This window comes from Staphylococcus sp. FW104-15G4D, from assembly GCF_058790135.1.
In genome coordinates, this window is sequence record NZ_JBYTCH010000002.1 from 603,574 (window position 1) to 624,622 (window position 21,049).

The window sequence follows — 21,049 nt, forward strand, 5'->3', positions numbered from 1 at the left end:
TTAAACTATGCGCGCATACTTAAAATTAAAAAAACACTCCAAGTTCTCAATCATAAATTGAAAACGGAGTGTAATTTAGATGTTTTAATGTGTTTTAGCGCCTGTACGTTCGCGTAAATCATGTTCAATTTCTTCAAGACTACGTCCACGTGTTTCAGGTAAGAATTTAATAACAAATAGCATTGCAAGTATACCAATTACAGCGAAGATTAAGAAGACCCATTCGGTACTTAACGCATCACTTAAAATTGGGAATAGTAATGACACAATTAATGTACCAATATTAAGCACTAATGCTGAGATACCAGTTGCTGCACCACGAGCGCGCATAGGGAAAAGCTCTGGTAACATGACCCATAACACAGGTCCCCATGAAATACCGAAGAAAACGATAAATAGAGATAAACATAAGATAATAATCCACGCTGACGATGCTATACCTATTGTCCAAATCAATACTGCCATGATGATAAGTGATGCAATCATCCCAATATTACCAATGACTAATAATTTCTTACGGTCAATTTTATCAACTACAAATAATGCTGCAATTGTAACAAGAACATTAATTATACCTATACCAACTGAACCTAAAATAGATGCCGCTTCACCTAAACCAGCCTTAGCGAAGATAGATGAAGAATAGAAGATAACCGCATTAATACCGATAAATTGTTGGAATATCGCAAAGATACAACCTACAATAAGTGTTCTACCTAACCAAGGCGATTTTATTACTGACCATGATGATTCAGCAATAGCTGAGATTTCTTTCATTTCTTTAAGCTCTTTTTCAATTTCGCTATCGTCATAAGTAATCTTCATAACTTTACGAGCCGCTTCTTCGCTTCTATTTTCAAGTAACCATCTTGGACTTTCAGGCATAAAGTAAATTCCAATAAGTAGAATCACTGATGGTACAACTGCTAAACCAAGCATCCAACGCCAACCTTCAATATTAGCGAATGCATAGTTCACAAGATATGCTGCTAAAATACCAATAGTAATCATTAATTGGTTTAATGAACCGAGTGAGCCACGATATTCTGTAGGGGCCATTTCAGTTAGATACACTGGTACTGTAGACATAGAACCACCGACTGCTAAACCAATAATCAATCGTCCCACAATTAGAAGTGCAAGATTTGTAGAGAATGCAAGTGTTAATGCACCAATAATGAAGACGACGGCAATTAACATTACAAGACGACGACGTCCTAGTTTATCGGCTAATGGACCACTACTTCCTGCCCCGATAATAGCACCAATTAACATGGATGATACGACAATCCCTTCTGTCGTACTGTTTAGAGGTATATCTTTATGTATAAAAAGTAATGCACCAGAGATTACACCGTTGTCATAACCGTATAATAAACCTCCCAATGCTCCCAATATGAATATTAAATACTTATTCACTTTCATGTAAATCATCCCTTTTTTAAAAACTAAAGCAATTATACGCCTAAAATGAAAGCGTTTCAATTTATAATTTATTAAAATTTAATTACGACTAGTTTATTTAGTCTTTTAGATATTAAATATAATTAGACACAATATATCGTGTTGTTTGATTGCGATCTTCATATAGCTTCTTACATAAAAAAACACGCCGAAGATAAAGGTCCTCTATATCAACGACGTGCATATATTGAAACGTTATTTTTCTGTTACTTTTTCATTTTGAACAATTTCTTCAGCAATGCTGTCCCAGAATGCTCTTAAATCATCTACTGAAATACGTGCTTCTGTACCATCTGATCCAACGAAATCACCGTGATCCCATTCATGTTTTACAGGCATTACTTGCCATACACCTTTTTTAATATCTTTCGTTGCAGGTGTGTATGCTTGGTTAAATGGATGTTGTGCTGAAACAACTGAAACTAAGCCATCATTCACTCTCCATTCTTTCTCAGGAACTTTACCAATCACATTGCCTGTAACGATATAGGACATACCCATATTAATATCAGCTTTTTGTCTACCATTCAATGCTGGTCTTGTTGATTCCCCACTGTATGTTTTATATACAATATTTGGATTGAGTGACGTATGGTGATTTAACTTACTTGTACCTTCACGACTTAAATCATAGAATGCATTATCTTTCGTTTTCCATATCTTACTAGTATTCTTAACACGTTTTAGATATTCAGCATTCGTTTCATCGTCTCTTTGAGCAAGACCCCATTGTTTTAAACCTACGTCAACTTTTGAATGTTTACTACCTTGGAATTTAGCGTAATCATATGCAAGTTGGCGAATAAATGGTTCGTTGCCGATATCAGCTGCATGAGTACCATTGTGTGGTGCTGCTAATGTCGTGATTGAAGAAACCATGTTATCTTGGCCACCTTTATATAAAGGAGAAATGTCGCCACCGTGTTTCTTTTGATATTTAACTTCTTCAGGATTACCTTTTCGAAGCATTTCTTCTAGTAAACGAACAGTTTGTCCACCCATACTATGACCAATTAAATGAATTTTTTGACCAGGCTTCCAATCGCGATACGCCCCAGCATATGTTTTACCATAACGATCATGACCGTATTTAGCAGCATGTGCAGCACCGTAATCAACTGTACCGCCTTTAATATAGTAATATAATTCCACGGCTCTATCATAGTTACTGCCGAATGCACTCACGCTCGCTTCACTAACGTTGTAACCTTTAGCTCTTAACTCTTGTGTAAGTTTAATTCGTTTACCGCCCCAGTAGTTATGACCTAGTACTGGACCATTATCTGCAGTATATCCGTTGAAGCCATGAACAAGTATGATTGGATCATGGTTTTTATATTGAATTTGTGGGAAGGATTTATCGCCTTGCTTTTTAACTTTTGTTTCAGATTGTTGTGCTGATTTCTTTTTAGGTGTAGCAATCGCATTGCGTGTTAACGTATTTAATCCTTTTTTAGATTGATCATCTTTGTCACTAGGTGAAGAATGGTCTGTCGCTTTATCATTCTTTAAATCATTTACTTTAAGTTGTTTATCTTTTGCATCTTTTTGAGATGAATTTGACTGTTGATCATTATTTAAAGCTTCTACTGGAGCTTCTTTTTCTGCAACATCGCTTTGTTGTTCATTATCTTTAGATTGCTGTGTTGTTTCACGATTTAATTCTTTATTTTGAGTTGAAGTTGATACTTTATGATTACGTTGCTCTGGTTGAGTTTTATTTGTTTTATCTTTGTCGTTATTAGGTGTTGTTGCATCAGCTTTATTATTTTGAGAAGACTCTAATGTATTTTCATATGAAGATGCTTGATCTTTCACGTCCTCAGAGGTTGTTTGCTCTTTTTCATTATCTGATTGAGTATCTTCAGATTTTGCAGTTTCCTCATTATTACGAACCTTTGCTACTTCTGAACTTGACTCTTGTGTTGTTTTATTAGCAGTTTCATCTAAATTTTGCTGCTTATTATCTTGATTTTCTTTTGCAGGTGTCGTTACAGCTGCACTTTCCTGCTTATTGACTGTATCTTGTTGAGTTTTACTTTCTTGTCCATCATTATTTTCAGGTGATTGCTTTTGTAAGTTTGATTGATTAATATCTTGTTTTGATTGTTTATCTTCTGTAGTTTGATTATCAACTGGTTGTTCTTTTGATTGATCTTTATCTGTCTGTTCCGAAGTAGATTGATCTGTCGTTAGGTCTTCATTAGATTGATTATCATTGTTTGATGGATGGTTCGCAGTGTTTGTTTGCGCTTGGTTTTGTGTTTCATCTTTATGTATAGCTGATGAAGTATCATTCTTAGTTTCTACTGTTTGGCTATCTTTTTGATCATTCGTTTGTGGCTCACTTAAATTTTCATTATCTGCCCCGTGTGATTGTGCTGTATGACTTTCAGAATTCCCTTGTACATCCTGTTCTGCCGCGTGTGCAGCGCCGCCCCCAATAAATAACATCGATGCGACAATGATTGAAGACGCACCAACACTTAATTTGCGAATACTGTAAGAGTTCTTTCTGTTTTTCATTTTTTAGCACCTCAGTTTTAATTTTTTAGTTTAGAAGCTTGCTTTAAACGAAAATATTTACGATAGCGCGTGGAATTAACTCAAATATTTTACTCAACCATGCTTTTATCATCTTCATACTCCTTTCTATTAAAAATACCTTACAAACACCTAAAGGCACCCTTATCATAAAATACGAACATTAAGCTAGCATGAAGTTACTTTTACATCTTGTTAAAGACATACAAAAAGACACTTCCTATTACCTCAAATAGAAAGTGTCTTTGATAAAATTCTATGATTTATAATTTAGACGTACAGTTGCACGTTAATGTATAAGTATTAAGTGGAATAAAGAAGTATGGATGACTTTTCTTTTCAATTACTAGTGATTAAAGTAAACAATCCAGTGATTTTTTAACTATCTCATGTTTACGACTATGATTTGAACACAAATGAATCATTCTATCTTGGCATATATATTCTTGAAAGAACACCTTGTCATCTTGATAGTATAAGGGCTGTGTTACGTCATAAACATCTAAGCCTTTGAGTAACCCTTCTCCTATCAATTTCGTATAACTTTCTTTTTTCGTCCAAATTGTATAAAAATCTTTTAATTGTCGTACTTGGTTAAATTCATTTACGGAAAATTGTGTAGCCAAGTTTAAATAATTCAAATCTTTAATTTCTTCAATATCGACGCCTACTGGATGTTGATCAATAGCGCATACAATATACGGAAAACTGTATGAAAGATTCACATTAATATGTTTCCTACTTTGAATCTCAATCTTACCATTCTTTGTAACATGATACTTCCACTGATTTATGTTCAGACCATAACATTGCTCGATACAGTACTGAATCAACATATCTCCTATTTGATGCATGACACGATCTTTTTTAAAACGATATTTTGAACGTTCAGGTTTCTTTAATTGTCGATATGATTGAAATAAACGATGTTCAATATTTGTTATGTCATCATTTATTTTCGTTAAAAATAGTGTCATTCATGTTCCTCAGATTCTTTAAATTTTTCAATGAGTAAATCTCTCCAAGCACGTAACCATTGAGAAGTGACATGAGGCCATCCGTCACCTAACTGTGCTATAACATGTTGGGTCATCTCAGATTCGATTTGTGCGGGAACTTGGGTTGTATCTCCGCTACTTAAACCGATAACCTCATGCATACCATTATTAAGCAACATTTGTTCAAATTCCTCGTCACTAATGATATTCATCTGAGTTTGTTTTGCATTCTCTAATACGCTTTGCATAGTTCTCGTATGAGGAGAATAAATATGATAAATAATTGATTGCGCTTGGGATGCAGCAATCTTCATAACATGACGTGCGGTAATATCAATAAATGATAAGTCTACAGATGTTTTACCGAAATATTCTCCAATAGATGATATTTTTAATAATTCATGCATCATAATTGAAAAACGGTTTGTCGTAAGATTTGTCATGTTTAACGCGCCAGAATAAGCACTTGTTAAATTCCCTAGTCTCATAATTTGAGCATCTAAACCATCATTAACCGCTTCTAAAACTTTGATTTCACTATAGAATTTACTTTTTGTATAAGGTGATGTAAATAATTGTTGTTTATAAACATCTTTTTCAGAAAAAGCCTTATCCTCGGTGTGGACATCAAAGACTGCTCCAACACTAATTGTCGAAATGTATATAAATTTCGCTTGATGTTGCTGTGCTAGAGCTAATAAAGCTTCGGTACTCTGTACGTTTACGTGAATAAAGTTTTCATCATCTCCGAAATGATCTGTACGCGCCCCAGCATGAATGATTGTATCAATTGTATCTTCAACGTTAAATGCATCTAAGTTTGCTAAGTCTCCTAGAACTACCTCTACCTTATCCATGAGTTCTTCAACTTTATCTGCCTCGAAGTAGCTAAGTAAATTCGCTTCAACTTTAGCACGTGCATCTTTGATAACTTGACCTCTTACTAAGCATGTCACTTTAGTAGCTTGGTCTTGTAACTCATTAATTAGATATGCACCTAAGAAACCAGTACCTCCAGTAAGGAGAACTCTTCCAAGTGAGTTTTGAGTCTCATTACTTACATTCAATTGGTAACGACGTTTGACTAATGCTTGAAGTTGAGACAAGTGATCTGGAAGTTCAACTTCCACTAGCTCTTTTCCGCCTTCAAAGACTTCTGCCAAATGTCTTATTGATTTATATTGATATATATCTTGCATAGTGAGATTTATATCATGAGATTTAAGCTTAGATACCGCAACCATCGCATCTAGTGACGTACCACCTATTTCGAAGAAGTCATCGTCTATGCCTATCGTCGGAAGCTCTAACACGTCAGCAAATATTGAAGCGAATTGGCGTTCCATATCATTTCTAGGTTCTACATATCCATTTCTTTGAATTTGTGGACGAGGTAATTTTGATTCATCTACTTTATCATTACGTGTTAACGGAATAACATCAATTGCTGTGACAGTTTTTGGAATCATGTACTTAGGTAAGTATTGATTTAACTGTCTTACGATGTCTGACTTAATGTCTTTATCGCCTACATAATAGGCATGTAGAACTTCATGTTCTCCTTGTTGATCAACGATAACTACGCTATCAGAAACGCCCTCTACTAAATTGATAATGTTTTCGATTTCTCCAAGTTCGATACGGTAACCATTGACTTTAACTTGATTATCTATTCGCCCCATAAATTCAATTTGACCATCATGTGTATATCTTGCAAGGTCACCACTGCGATATAATTTGCCTTCACCAAATGGATTATCTATGAAAGATTCAGCAGTAAGTTCAGGTCTATTTAAATAACCAGCCGTTAAACTTTCACCTGCGATACACAATTCTCCTGAAACACCTACACCACACAATTGCATACCCGATAAAATGTATACTTGAATGTTAGCTAAAGGTTGTCCTATAGGTATTGCTGATGGAATAGGCTCACCTTTAGTGTATGACCAGTTTGAAGCAATCACTGTGGATTCAGAAGGTCCATACGCATTAAAGTACGTATCGCAATGCTCTGAAATATGACGCACAAACGTTGGAGTACTTGTTGCACCACCAGTAATTAACTTAGGTATATAGAAATCTTCCATGACGTTACAAACTTGAAGTGGTATAGATGCAACCGTAATACGTTCTCTTTCAATCAGTCGTTGTAGTTGCTCTGTATCAGTACGTTCTTCATTGTTTGCAATCACAAGTGTATAACCATTTAACAGACTGCAATAGATATCCATCGCAGATGCATCGAAGACGTAATTCGCATATTGAATAAACGTTTCATCTTCCGATAATTCAAGTCTCTCTGTCCAAGCATTTACCAAGTTTAAAACATTACGTTGTCTTACCGCCACACCTTTTGGCATGCCAGTTGTTCCAGATGTGTAAATGCTATAAAGTTCATCTTCTAGACTACCCTCATATTCAGAAAATGACTTTTCAACGGGCGATTCTTTATCAATAGACTCTAATGCAATCGTTAATAGGTTAGAATCAAACTCCTTACCATAAGTTAAAATGGCTGACACTTGAGCATCTTCAATCATTAACTCAATACGTTTATCAGGATGCGTGATATCAATTGGAACATACGACGCACCTATCTTCCATGATGCAATCATACTCGCAATCATTTCAAAGCTTCTATCTATTAATAATGCAACTCGCTCTCCATATGTCACTCCATTTTTCATAAGCTCATTGGCTATACGATTTGCATAATGATTTAATTCATCATACGTCATTGATTGCCCGTTCATTTTCAGTGCAATCTCATCTTTCTTCTCATTAACTACATGATTGAATAATTGCTGTAGGGAATTATTTTCCGGGAAATATAGGGTATGATGATTAACATTTGTTTCAACCCATTCCAGCATATCCGGAGATTCTTGAATATCTTGAATTTTTAAAGCTTGAGTAGATGTCACATGTTGGATGATATTTTCAAGCTGGTAAGCAAGATTATGAATCGTCTCTTCCGCATATAAATCTGTATTATATTCAATATTAACCACATAGTCGTCTCGATCTTCCTCAATGATAAACGACAAGTCAAATTTAGCTGTTGTCGTTTGAGGTGGAATGTGCGTCAGTTGACTATGTCCAAAGTTAGCATGGTTTGTTTCGTTGTTTTGTAATACAAGCATTACGTCGAATAATGGATTACGCGAAGCATCTCGTTCATCCATCAAATCGTTAACAAGACTTTCAAATGGATACTCTTGATGTTCATACGCACCGAGACTTGTTTCTTTCACTTCAGACATCAATTGTTCCCATGTTTTATCGTTCGTTGGATGGCCACGGTAAAGTAGTGTATTCGCAAACATACCAAGCATATTTTCAGTGTCACGATGAGTGCGGGCACTTATAACGCTCCCTATGACAATGTCATCTTGGCGTGTATATTTATGAAGCAATACCATTATTGCACTTGCAAAGAACATGAAATCAGTCATTTGATGTTTCTCCACATAATTTTGCAACTGTGATTTTAAGTTCTTATCAAAATGGAACGTCAACATTTGACCATGTGTCGTCTTAATACTAGGTCTTGGATAATCTGTTGGCATATTTAATACAGGAACACCATCTTCAAATTGTTGTAACCAATAGCGACGTTGAATAGATAAATCTCGATGAGCCATCCATTCACTATAATCTTTATATTGCAGTGATAGATTAGGAAGTGATTTTTCTTGATATAAAGCATTTAAATCTGCTAATAAAATCGTATTACTCATACCGTCATTGATACTGTGATGCGTATCCATAAACAGATAATCCTCATGTGGACCATGGATATATCTTACACGCATTTGACTAGGTTGCTCTAAATTAAACGGTTGCATAAAGGCCTGAATAATTTGTTGTTCATCTGTAAGTCGTGTCGTCACTTCTTTAAAATCAGCAGCAACATTGTCTGCTACTCTTTGTTTCACTTCATTGCCATCCACTATATATTGAGTCCTTAAAATTTCGTGACGAGCAATAAGTTGGTTCAACGCTCGCTTCAATTGCTCTACGTTTAATTCAGAAGACAATCGCCATAAGAACGGAATATTATAAACAGTGTCTTCAGGATTGACACTCCACAATAAGTACATACTTTTTTGAACAGCACTTAATTCGTATTGCTCAGCTCTTTGCGCTTTAGGTATGACTTCATAGTCTTCATTTTGCATTTCCATAATGTGTTGACTTAATTGTTCAACAGTCGGTAATTTCATAATATCTCCGACTTTTAAACGTTTCTTAAGTTGGGATTCGATACGATTCACAACTAACGTTGCACGCAATGAGTGCCCACCAAGTTCAAAGAAATTATCTTTAATACCTACTTGGTCGACATGTAAGATATCTTCAAAGATTTGACATATAATACGTTCACCTTCGTTACGTGGCGCCACATAGTTTGATAAATCAACTCTATCAATATCCGGTAAAGCTCGCTTGTCTAATTTACCATTGATAGTGATAGGTATTTTATCTATTTTCATGAAATGAACTGGAATCATATATTGTGGCAATGTTTCACTTAACACTTCTTTCAAGTGACTCGTCGATTGAGATTGTTGCGCTTCATAATATGCCACAATTTGCTTGTCTTGCTCCTCTTCACGCACAATAACGACTGCTTTATTAATATCTCTAATCGCTTCAATTGCTTTTTCAATTTCTGATAGTTCAATTCTAAAGCCACGAATTTTAACTTGCTTATCGATACGACTGAGATAATCAATATGACCGTCTTCTTGAAGACGTACTAAATCCCCACTGCGGTATAGGCGCTCATTTTCAAAGGGAGAGGTGATAAACCTTTCAGCAGTGAGCTCTGGTTGATTTAAATATCCCTTCGCCAGACCAGCGCCTCCTATGCATAATTCCCCAGGCACACCTACACCACATAAGTGCTCACCTTGCATCACGTAAACCGTTGTTCCATTGATTGGTTGACCAATAGGAATTCGATTTGGCATCTCATCAGGTATCGCATAAGTCGTCGTGAATGTCGTATTCTCTGTTGGACCATAACCGTTAATGATTTGAGGATGGCGTTGACGTGAGTTTAATAGATTCACCCATTTCGCATTTAGCACCTCACCACCAATTAATAGATACGTTAAGGGTTCTAGCGCCTCGATACGTTCACTTGCAATTTGATTGAAAAGGGATGACGTTAACCACATCGTGTTGACTTGTTGATTCACAATTGTTTGACCTAATTGAACAGGGTTAAGTAAAGTATCTTTCGACGTTAATACTAAACATCCACCGTTTAATAGCGCACCATAAATTTCAAATGTGGCAGCATCAAACGCTACAGTTCCCGATAATAAAATAACCGTTTGATCATTTAATTCAACATAATTAGGTTCATGAACTAAACGATCAATCCCTCTATGAGGAACCACTGTCCCTTTAGGCTTACCTGTTGTACCTGAAGTATAAATGATGTATGCAGTATCCTCATCAGTATTGATATGACTTGGGTTGTCAGTTTCCGCTTCGTCGCCATTCCAATCAAATGTGTCTAGTTCAATTTGAGGAACGTCAGACTGTATTGTCGCTTGATATGTCACGATTGCTTTAGGCTGTGCATCTTCAATAATAAAGGTTGTTCTATCTTCAGGATAATCTGGATCAATCGGTAAGTATCCAGCGCCTGCCTTTAAAATACCTAACATACCTATAACCATTTCGATACTTCGTTCTGCCAAGAGCGCGATAATATCATTGGGTTGTACATGATAAGTGTGTCGCAAATATTGTGCCAAACGATTCACATGGTAGTTCAATTCCGCATATGTCATGGATTGTTGTTCATATTGCAATGCTATTTGATTTGGATACTGTTCTACTTGATATTCAAAACGTTCCATTACTGTTTGATAAAGTGATGAACTTGTTGAATGGTTGATGTTTTGATAGATTTCAAAATCATTTTCATTACATAATTCTATATCTTTAATTATCTTTGAAGGATTATGTGTTAATTGCATATTAATACTTCTAATTAAACTAACTAATGTTTGAATCGTTAGCTCATCATAGGCATTTGTATTGTATACAATATCAAAGCCTTGGTGAGGACGTGGATATATTTCTATGTCAGCTAATAAAGAACTATCACTATGCAATCGATGAACTTTATGTTCGGTGTGATTTAACTCAAAGTACTCGTTAAATTGCGTTGCATGTATGATTGTTTCGAATTCCATATCACTTGCATTAGGTTCACTTAAGAAACCTGTCCCGTTGGCTTTCATATCATCTATCGCTAATTCCCATTCATTCATAATTACGTCTGCAGAAAGCGTAGTGTCTATATTTAAACTCAGTGGTGCTACAAGTGTGTTAAGTAACATCATATCGTCAGTTTTGTCATATTCCATTGGAAAATGAATTCCCAACGTCACTTGATTGGACTGACTCAAAAAGTAATTCGCTAAATAAGTGCTTGTAACTAGACGAGTCATATCAAATGATTCAAGATCTACACTTGTATGTTCAACTTGTGGTTGTTCTGAATTTCGTTTTATAGGCATGTATGATTCACAATCTTGATCGGCATGAGCCATTTCAAAGTGATTTAAATGTTGTTGATTGTCCTCATTTGAAGCATCAGTCGCTACATTCATTTCTTTAATCATGTGATAAAAATCCGATACAGTATGTTCATGAAATAGACCATAGCTATACGCGATATTTAGTTGTTTAAAGAAATCATCTAACTGGCTATCATTGAAAATCATGGAATGGAAATCTAAAAGTAAGAACGTTTCATCTAAAAATTGATAAATTGTAAAATTAAATAGAGGTAATTGATTGAAATAGTAGGAATTCAACTCTTGGTTGAGGTAAGTCGTGATATCAACTTTTTTAGAACATTGATTCACTTCTTTAATGTGTATAAATGGGAAAAATTCTCGCACATTGATGCGCAATTGGTCGTTACAATGCTTGAATGTCGCCCTCAACTGTGGCTGATGTTGTACTACATCTAGCAGTGCATACATCAATCGATGACGCTCGATATCTTGATCTAATCGAACCCAGTACGTCACCCTCTTTGTAGTTGAAGTTGATTGTAAATATTTTTGATAAAAATAGTGTTGAAAATGCAATGTTTCAATAGTCATTCAAGTCCTTCTTTCGTACTCATACTTTATAATACTCACTAACAAATAACTTACATATATTCTCTAGATAAGCTATATATTAGTACATTCAAAGGTTTGAAAACAATTACTAAAGTGAATTTTTTACAAAATCTTAATAAATATATTTTATTTTTAATCACGAGCAATTTAGTAGGTTATAAAATTCACAATTAATGATTTTCATTATTAGCCTTTAAATTAAATTGGTACACCGCACGATAGAGCAATATACTTCCTAAAGTAAGAATCAGCGCCATATAAATCGTCATACCTAGGGCGTTCATCAATACGCCTAAAATAATACCCAGTCTTGCAATTAATTGCGCAAAGTTAAAACTTAATGCACGTATTGCAGAATATGTGCCTCTCTTCTGTGCAGGAATCATCTTATATCTATGTTCTTCAGTAATCGGAGAGTAAATCATCTCACCTAACGTGGCTATAACCATAACTATCATAAGTAAAGTAAAATCATTTAAATAGGTAATGCCAGAATAACCTACTACATACATGATGAGACCTACAAATAACGCTTTTTGATTATTCATTTTCAAGATATATTTAGATACAAAATACGTTAAAGCTATTACAACTAGCGTATTAGTCATAATTAAAATTGAATACATTTTAACTCCATCAATTGAGACATGAAACATTGATAAAGTTTCGAATTCCTTTTTAAGTCTAATTGAAACATAAGATGACGTGGATAATTCACCCATTAAAAGAATACTTGAGCCGATAATTAAATACATAAATAATTTATCTTTTAGCACAAGCTGATAATTACGTAAAAAGCCTTTCAAACTTAATACATTATTAAAAGTTTGTCCCTCTTTATTCAACGGTTTGGCGTTATCATTAGGAATCCAAATATATAAAGCCACGAATACAAGTACGAAAATCACAAAAGCGATCAAAAACAACGCCGATTTATTCGCGTGATACATGGCTCCTCCTAAAAATGCACCACAAGCAACGGCTACGTTAGTAAGCCAATAACTTACTTTATATATGTAATGTTCAACTTCTGGCGTAATCGCGTCCATGATCATCGTTTCTATAAGCGGTGCAATCATACCAGACGAAATACTAAAAACCGTATAAGCTATGCAAAATATGATGATAAGCAATGTCTGATTAGAGACTGAAAATGCCATTGCAAGCAAACTTATACACTCAATAATTTGATATATAAGCATTGTGCGTTTTTTAGGATAACGCTCAATAATATGCCCCGAAATCATCGAAATTGGAAAATTGATTAAAACTAAAATAAAAAGAAATATACCTGAAAAGGCCTGATTGACCATATCCGTTAGGTATAAAGCTATAAAAGGCAAAAATGCCATAACAATTAAATTTTCAAAGAAACTACATATTAATCTTACTTTTAAGGTGATGCTCATTTTTCTCATTCTATCTTTTCTCCCCCTTAAGCTTGATAAGTATTAAATTGTAGATACTTTTCTTAGCTTAACAGTATTTTATTTTTAATTAAGAGGTCATACTATTACTGGACTGTATAACCACCATCTATAATAATAGCTTGTCCTGTCACACTTTTCGTCGATTTACTTGCTAAAAATATGGCATAATCGGCAATTTCTTGAATATCGATTAATCGTTTTTGAGGAATTAATGGGAACAACACTTCATCCATCACTTGCGCTACGTCTACATTTCGCATTTGTGCTAAGTCTTCCATCTGTCCTCTAACAAGTGGTGTGTCGATATATCCAGGACAAATCGCATTCACTGTGATACCGTCCTCAGCTGTTTCTAAAGCTGTTACTTTTGTTAAACCAATAATTCCATGTTTAGCGCTATTATAAGCTGATTTTCCTGCGAAACCGATGACACCATTAATAGATGACATATTTAAGATTCTGCCATAGTGTTGCGCCTTCATAATAGGAAGAACATGCTTTGTCATTAAAAAGGCACCAACAAGCATGATATCTATCATCTGTTTAAACTTTTCAGTTGGAAAGTCTTCTATATTAGCTACATTCTGTAAACCAGCATTATTAATAACAATATCTATACGACCATATTGATGTCTCGTCTCAGCGATAAGATGCTTCACATCTTCCTCATTAGAGACGTCCGCTTTGATAGCCCGACAGTCATAGCCTTGTCGCTGAAATTGGTGGAAGACGTTATTAAGGCCTTCTTCATTAATGTCTGAGAAGACAACTTTGGCGCCTTGTTCAATAAAGGATTTAGCAATTTCTAAACCAATACCACTCGCTGAGCCAGTAATAATAGCTACTTGATCTTTAATCATATGTATAACTCCCTTCACTTTATTAAAATATCAAATAATGTATTAGTTATATTTATATTACATTAAATTAATTAAATATCGACATGTAATTTTTTTCTATCTCTTTTTTTATTTAAAACTATTAACAACATCATAGTGTGATGTAACATTTTATACAATAGGCAACTGCATTTTAACTTTTTATAAAAAACGTGAATATCACTTGAGGATATTTTTAAAAAAGCACGATAAGAATGGAATTAATGCATACGGTGCGCAGTCTTACCCCTAAATTTTTTTAGACTAGTAGCTACGATATTTTATGTATTAAAAAATTTACCAGCAAAGTTTTTTATAAATTTCATCGAAATTGTCTTTTTATGTTATTGTAAAATAAAAAAGGAGTTTCAATATGGGCTATATATTGCTATGGATTTTTGCGATTTATGGTATGATTCGATTTGTTTTCGGTATTGGTAAAGGGATTACAAGTTTTGTTAAAGGCATGTTTTTAGGTGCAATCGATGGTTATAAACACCCTGAGAAATACCCAAATCACCTTTCGAAAGAAGAACAAAGACGTCAAAGACATAGAGAAGAACGAGCACGACAAAAAGATGCTTAATTACATATATAAAAAGAAAGATGGTCATTTCCTATTACCTAGGAAATGACCATCTTTCTTTGTGCTATTTAATTGTGAGTTTTATTTTTCAGAGGAAGAATCTGTATCTTTGGCGTTGCGATTCTCTTTAATAAATAACGCAAGTATAAAGCCAATCACAATTAATACTGTGGTGAAGATAAATGCTGCATCGACACCTTGAACTGTTGATTCTCGTGCTAATTTCACTTTAGACATCGTATGATGCGTAGCCGTATAATTCTTAGCTACAATTGATAATATTGTAATACTGATAGCAGTTCCCATCGCACCTGCAATGATACGTAGAGAGTTCATAATTGCTGTGCCGTGTGAAATTTCTTCTGGTTTAAGCGCATTAAGACCTACTGTATTAAGTGGCATAATAAGTAAACCTACAGAAATCATACGTATTGCGTAAATCACTACAACATACCAGAATGGCGTTTCTGTAGTTAAGAATGCATGTAATATCGTCATTATGATTAATACTGTAAATCCAGGAATAACAAGTACCTTGATGCCATATTTATCAAAAATCTTACCAGTATAAACTGAAATAAATGCATTGAACACTGCACCTGGTAGTATCACTAAACCTGAAAGTAATGCTGAGAGACCTAATCCAGTTTGAACGTACATAGGAATAAGTAGAGCAGGTCCAACAATACCTATAAAGACAAGCATTGAAGCTATAGCAGATAATGTAAATACTTTGCTTTTAAATACGCTTAAGTTTAATAATGGATGGTCGATTTTTAATTGACGGAATGTAAAAATTGCAATCACGATTAAACCTAGAATAAATGTAGTGATGACTGGGATCGATGCGATTCCAAATGTACTTACACTACTAAATGCGAATAGAATTAAGCCGAAACCAAATGTTGAATAAACGACTGATATTTTATCGAGTACTGTTTCTTTAGTTTGACCGTTATTCTCAACAAAGAAGAACCCAATTGCGAATGCGATAAGTGCGATTGCTGCAACGATGTAGAATGGCATTCTCCAACTAAAGAAATCGATAAGTAATCCTGTAAGTGTTGGCCCAATCGCTGGTGCTGTTTGCGCCACTATACCTGTGAGACCCATTGCGAATCCGCGTTTTTCTACAGGGAATAGTGTAAACACTGTAAATTGCATTAGTGGAAGTAATATTCCAGCACCGATTGCTTGTATAATACGAGCAACCATTAGGATTTCAAATCCTGGAGATAAAGCAGCTATAATTGAACCAATGAGGAACGCTGCCATAGAAAAGATATAAAGTTTACGTGTCGTATATTTATCCATTAAAAATGCTGTGAGTGGTATCATGATTCCGTTCACTAGCATAAAGCCTGTGATCAACCATTGTGCAGTTGTTTCTGTAATGTTCAATCCTTTTATAATTGCGGGCAATGCAGTATTTAAGATCGTTTGGTTTAACATTGCCACAAATGCGCTAATAAGCATCACTAACACAATGGTGTTACGTTTGGCGGTTGTCATTTCATTACTCGCCATGACATCTTACCCCTTTGAAAAATAAGTCCATTAAAAACTGTATCACTTTTGGTTAGCCTAGCAAACTATTTAAGTTTATAATTTGATTTTCAGTTTAATTTGATTTTAAAAAAGTATTTTCTTGATAGCTTTTAGATTTGTAAATTGAGTTAACATCGTTGCTAAGAAGCTTATGAAGTGAGCATGGTGTATGAAGTGAACAAACTTTTTAATGTTGAATGCTAAAAATATCCATTGAATAATGTAACAAAAATAAATACGACAGTGAATCATTATTCTTAAAAGTTGAGTTAAAATACCTAACTGTTATTTGGTCAACATATAAAAAATGGTTCTCTATTAATATTGAGAACCAGTTTAGCTTGTATTATTTAATTCTTTTACCATTTTCATCAAACTTAGCTACTTTGCCATTAACAGTTGTATAAGTAGCTACAATTTCACCATCTTTATTACGACAATTAACTTTCCAGTTTCCATCTTTTAGCCAATGAACAACATCCCATAGATATTTATCATTATCTAATGAACCGCCTTCAAGTTCAGAAATAAATTTATATACTTGGCTACTTCCATGAGCCATGACTCCACCACGTTCATACAATTCTCTTGGTGATAATCCATTGTATTTCCATTCATCGTTTGAGATAGGTAATTGATTGCTCACGTGCATCTTATTCGCAAGTTCTGGAAGCGCCCTATTATTTTTAACTTTGTCATAGACCTTTTGGGTACTATACTCTTTGCCATGCTCTAATAACTGTTGATAATCTTTGATACGAATTTGAGATCCACTTAGGATAATCTTTTTGTCACTAATACCAACTATTGCTTGGGCTTCATGATTACTAGGGTATATTGAATAAAACTTCATACCTTTAGGCGCGTTGGTGAATTTTGGATAGTTAACTAATACAAATTGTCCTATCTTTCGATATTCATCTTTATCATTTCTAAAAGAACCTATCAAAATATTATTTTTAGTTAATGTGTATTTCCCTTTATCATCAGCGCAAAAGATAAGTGCTAATTTCATCTTTTCTGATAAATTCTCCACTTTATCTTTAGCTTTGATATCAGTATTAGTATTTTTTGATGAAGCTTCTTTGTGGGATGTTTTGTTGTCTTTATCTTTTTTAGTCGGATTTTCTGCTTTATCATTTTTATGTTCTGTAGAATTGTCGGTGTTACATGCGCCTAAAAATAGTGAAAATACTGTGATGAGTATTATTATTTTCTTCATAAAATGTAAATCCTCTCGGTGTTTAGTCATGGTGTGGTGGGTTACTTTTATTTTGTATAATTATTTTTTATTATAATAAAATTATTTATGTAAAGCTAACTTATTTTTATCAAAAACCACAAAATTTATTTCTCTTAATTACGTTTTTGAGCATCTTCCCATTCTACAGATAAAATTAGTAGTGAAATAACTATCATTATAATCGTTCCAACTAAATTTAATTGTAAATCTCCGGTCTTATAAGTATAGATTAATCCAGCCGTAACAATCACAGGTACTACAAATCCTAAAAGTTTTATACCTGTTCTAGATAAAGCATAATGAATTGCCATAATAAGAACATAAATGATTATCGGTAAAAATTTATGTAAATATTCCATAAACTTAAGTATCCTCCAATATTTAAAACTATTATATTTTATGTATTATCATTTTTCATAATAACGTAATTTAGATATTTATTCATTGCTTTTTTAGATAATTTTTGAATTCTCTTGTCGCCTCCTCTTTATATTTAGCTTTATCAAGTATAGCTACAAATACAAATTTAAATGGTCTAAAGTTGCCAAAACTATCACTTATAATTAACGCTCATTACGCCTCATAAAAGTTAAACATGTTTCACGTAAAACATTTGTATGTAAAATACATTAATTCGAAGTGCAGTTATTAACAGCTTTGTCCCAACATCTTAAAAATTTATCTAGAAACGTGTCTTTATAAATATAAAAACTCGCCTTCTTCAAAATTTTTATGAATCAGATATTAATTTTTCAGCTACATTGCTAGCTTTATTATTCATATTTCTTGTTTGGTATGTGTCTATAAATGTAAGTTTAATAACCTCGTCTAATTTTTCTTTTCTATAGTTATCTTCTAGAATTTCTGTCAGGATGCCATCATTATTTTTTATAATGTTTCTTATAACTAGAGTTATATCTTCGTTAAATTTCTCAAATTCCCAAACATCTTCACTTACATTCATAAAAGGTGTTAGTTTGCCTCTAATATTTAACAAACTCAATGCATCTTCTTCATACTTTTTTTCTAAATTTGGTGTAAGTGCAAGCTCTTCAATTTCTAAATCACTATTAAACTCATAAAATGCATAATAAGCTTCTTCATCCTTTAACATATGTATTAAGCTGTTTTTAGATGTTGCTTTACCATAACGTGCTTTGTTTTTAGAGAGTTTATATAAATAAAGCTTTATTAAAATCAAAGTCGCGTTTTTAATGTATGTTATATTATTTGGTTCTTTTTCATCTAAAGTTTGGTCTACTTCATCATGTAAATCATTATGAATATGAACTAATTTATTTAAACGATTATCTAATAGATTTAAAGATAGTATATAATCCTCCATCGTTCTCCCTCCCACATGTTCAATATCCCTAATAACGTATATTACACCTCAATAAATTTACTAACCACTGTTTAAAAAAGCCATAGACAGCGTTTATGCACTCCGTCTATAGCTATAATACAATTCTAAATATCTGCTTTAACTATCTATTTCAAACCCTAAATCTTTAATCATGTGGTAATCCTCTTCGTTAGGTTGACCACCCGTAATAAGGTAGTCTCCAACAAAAATAGAATTAGCTGCTTTTAAGGCTATTGCTTGTAGTGAGCGCAGATTAACTTCTCGTCCACCAGCAATTCTAATTTCTTTCGTGGGATTGATTAAACGGAACATTGCTATGATTCTTAAACATTTCATTGGCGACAATAAGTCTAGACCTCCAAATTTTGTTCCCTTAATCGGATGTAAGAAATTAATCGGAATGCTGTCTGCATCAATTTCTTTCAATGCAAATGCCATATTGATTACATCCTCATTCGTTTCACCCATGCCACAAATAACACCAGAACATGGAGAAATGTTATTAGCTTTCATCATTTCAACTGTATTCACTCGATCTTCATATGTATGCGTAGTCACCACTTCATCGTGATATCGCTCACTTGTATTTAAATTATGGTTATATCTATCTACGCCCGCTCCTTTAAGTTTTTCAGCTTGTTCTTCTTTTGTAAGTCCTAGACATGCACAAATTTTTAATTGTGGGTGCACTTTCTTAATATCTTCAACCGTTTCACAAATATGATCTACTTCTCGATTCGTGGGTCCTCGTCCACTCATGACAATACAATATGTGCCAATTTGATTGTCTGTAGCAACCTGTGCTCCCGCTTTAATTTGATCTTGATCTACCAATGCATAGCGTTGTTTTTCCTTCATCTTTACCGATTGACCGCAGTAACCACAATCTTCAGAACAAATTCCACTTTTCGCATTAAGAATCATATTTAATTTCACTTTTTTACCATAGTAATGTTTTCTTACGATGTACGCTTCATTCAAGAGTTCAAACGTATCGATATTTGGATCTTCATATATCTTCAAACATTCATCTTGTGATAATCCTTCGTGATAAAGAACACGTTCAGCTAAGTTTAAATTCATGATAATTAACCCCTCATTTTTGAAAATTAAAGTTCAGCAAGTGATGCCCTTATTAATGTAAACTTTATATATTTATAAGTTTACATTAATACTTTGATGAATGAAACCTTGCTTACTAAAATAAAAAAAGCCATGCCAATACGTACGTGTATAGGCATAGCTATCTAGCATATATTTACATTTTATGAACCGTCTAATTTCCCATATATTAAAAATCAATTTGTTTATTCGATTTAAATTTTATTTAACTCTCGATGTTTTCAACCTTTTATTATGAAGTTAAATAGTATTTTAGAGACTAGTAATAAAAAGTCATATGTGTTTTTTCTTTTTTATAATAATCTAATCTATCGTTTAAAGTACCAGTGTGTAATTCTAATTTGTGACCATCTGGATCAGTAAAGTAAATTGACTTTTTATCTTGATGACTTCTCTTTCGTCCTTCTAATATATTTACATTATGTTTTTGAAGCCATTTGTACCATTCTTCAAACTCATTTTCATTAATTGAAAATGCAATATGTGTATAAGAATATTTAATTTCTGTTCTAGGTACATTAACCTCTTCATTTAAAGCAACCCATAGACCACCAATATCAAAATACGCAGTAGTTTTGCCACTAACTAATAATTCCCCTTTTAAAACATCTCTATAAAATTTAATTGATTCAACTAAATTACTAACTGAAAAACATATATGATTAATACCTTGAATATTCATAACTACACCACCCAATTTATTACTA

The 21,049-nt window shown here is 33.6% G+C and carries 13 protein-coding genes; 1 reads left to right on the forward strand and 12 read right to left on the reverse strand.

All coding sequences use genetic code 11. From position 1 onward, the window contains the following. Positions 1 to 84: 84 nt before the first annotated feature. From glcP to AC3WQX_RS09255, 6 genes are all read right to left on the reverse strand, one after another. The gene (glcP, locus tag AC3WQX_RS09230; protein WP_002434924.1) at positions 85 to 1,425 is read right to left on the reverse strand and encodes a glucose transporter GlcP; all 1,341 of its coding nucleotides are present in this window, start codon (positions 1,423 to 1,425) and stop codon (positions 85 to 87) included. Positions 1,426 to 1,659: 234 nt separating this feature from the next. Next, complete coding sequence (gene lip, locus AC3WQX_RS09235; RefSeq protein WP_492740073.1) at positions 1,660 to 3,990, reverse strand: YSIRK-targeted triacylglycerol lipase; 2,331 nt, start codon at positions 3,988 to 3,990, stop codon at positions 1,660 to 1,662. 371 nt (positions 3,991 to 4,361) lie between these two features. Beyond that, positions 4,362 to 4,985 carry an aureusimine biosynthesis 4'-phosphopantetheinyl transferase AusB gene (gene ausB / locus AC3WQX_RS09240; protein ID WP_030058827.1) on the reverse strand — a complete coding sequence of 208 codons (624 nt, stop codon included), beginning with the start codon at positions 4,983 to 4,985 and terminating at the stop codon, positions 4,362 to 4,364. Then, the gene (gene ausA / locus AC3WQX_RS09245; protein WP_492740074.1) at positions 4,982 to 12,148 is read right to left on the reverse strand and encodes an aureusimine non-ribosomal peptide synthetase AusA; all 7,167 of its coding nucleotides are present in this window, start codon (positions 12,146 to 12,148) and stop codon (positions 4,982 to 4,984) included. Before ausA ends, ausB begins: the two co-directional genes overlap by 4 nt. Before the next feature lie 191 nt (positions 12,149 to 12,339). Next, the gene (locus AC3WQX_RS09250; protein ID WP_030058823.1) at positions 12,340 to 13,587 is read right to left on the reverse strand and encodes an MDR family MFS transporter; all 1,248 of its coding nucleotides are present in this window, start codon (positions 13,585 to 13,587) and stop codon (positions 12,340 to 12,342) included. A gap of 95 nt (positions 13,588 to 13,682) precedes the next feature. Then, positions 13,683 to 14,459, reverse strand: a complete 777-nt coding sequence (locus AC3WQX_RS09255) for a 3-hydroxybutyrate dehydrogenase (protein WP_030058821.1) — start codon at positions 14,457 to 14,459, stop codon at positions 13,683 to 13,685. A 391-nt stretch (positions 14,460 to 14,850) separates the two neighbouring features. Here AC3WQX_RS09255 and AC3WQX_RS09260 point away from each other — a divergent pair, with 391 nt between their 5' ends. Continuing rightward, positions 14,851 to 15,063, forward strand: coding sequence for a hypothetical protein (locus tag AC3WQX_RS09260; protein ID WP_002454270.1), 213 nt, complete (start codon positions 14,851 to 14,853; stop codon positions 15,061 to 15,063). 81 nt (positions 15,064 to 15,144) lie between these two features. Here AC3WQX_RS09260 and AC3WQX_RS09265 read toward each other — a convergent pair whose 3' ends face one another. From AC3WQX_RS09265 to fosB, 6 genes are all read right to left on the reverse strand, one after another. Then, entirely contained in the window at positions 15,145 to 16,590 is a 1,446-nt protein-coding gene (locus AC3WQX_RS09265; protein WP_030058818.1) for an MDR family MFS transporter, read from the reverse strand. A 367-nt stretch (positions 16,591 to 16,957) separates the two neighbouring features. Further along, positions 16,958 to 17,833: a hypothetical protein gene (locus tag AC3WQX_RS09270; protein ID WP_049326425.1), complete on the reverse strand. Its 876-nt coding sequence runs from the start codon at positions 17,831 to 17,833 to the stop codon at positions 16,958 to 16,960. A 134-nt stretch (positions 17,834 to 17,967) separates the two neighbouring features. Next, positions 17,968 to 18,213: a hypothetical protein gene (locus AC3WQX_RS09275; RefSeq protein WP_002434939.1), complete on the reverse strand. Its 246-nt coding sequence runs from the start codon at positions 18,211 to 18,213 to the stop codon at positions 17,968 to 17,970. A gap of 371 nt (positions 18,214 to 18,584) precedes the next feature. Beyond that, a complete protein-coding gene (locus AC3WQX_RS09280; protein WP_030063540.1) occupies positions 18,585 to 19,199 on the reverse strand; it encodes a hypothetical protein in 615 nt (204 codons plus the stop codon). A 138-nt stretch (positions 19,200 to 19,337) separates the two neighbouring features. Then, positions 19,338 to 20,303: a biotin synthase BioB gene (bioB, locus tag AC3WQX_RS09285; protein WP_030063538.1), complete on the reverse strand. Its 966-nt coding sequence runs from the start codon at positions 20,301 to 20,303 to the stop codon at positions 19,338 to 19,340. 298 nt (positions 20,304 to 20,601) lie between these two features. Then, positions 20,602 to 21,024 carry a FosB/FosD family fosfomycin resistance bacillithiol transferase gene (gene fosB / locus AC3WQX_RS09290; protein WP_002454275.1) on the reverse strand — a complete coding sequence of 141 codons (423 nt, stop codon included), beginning with the start codon at positions 21,022 to 21,024 and terminating at the stop codon, positions 20,602 to 20,604. Between the last annotated feature and the right edge of the window lie 25 nt (positions 21,025 to 21,049).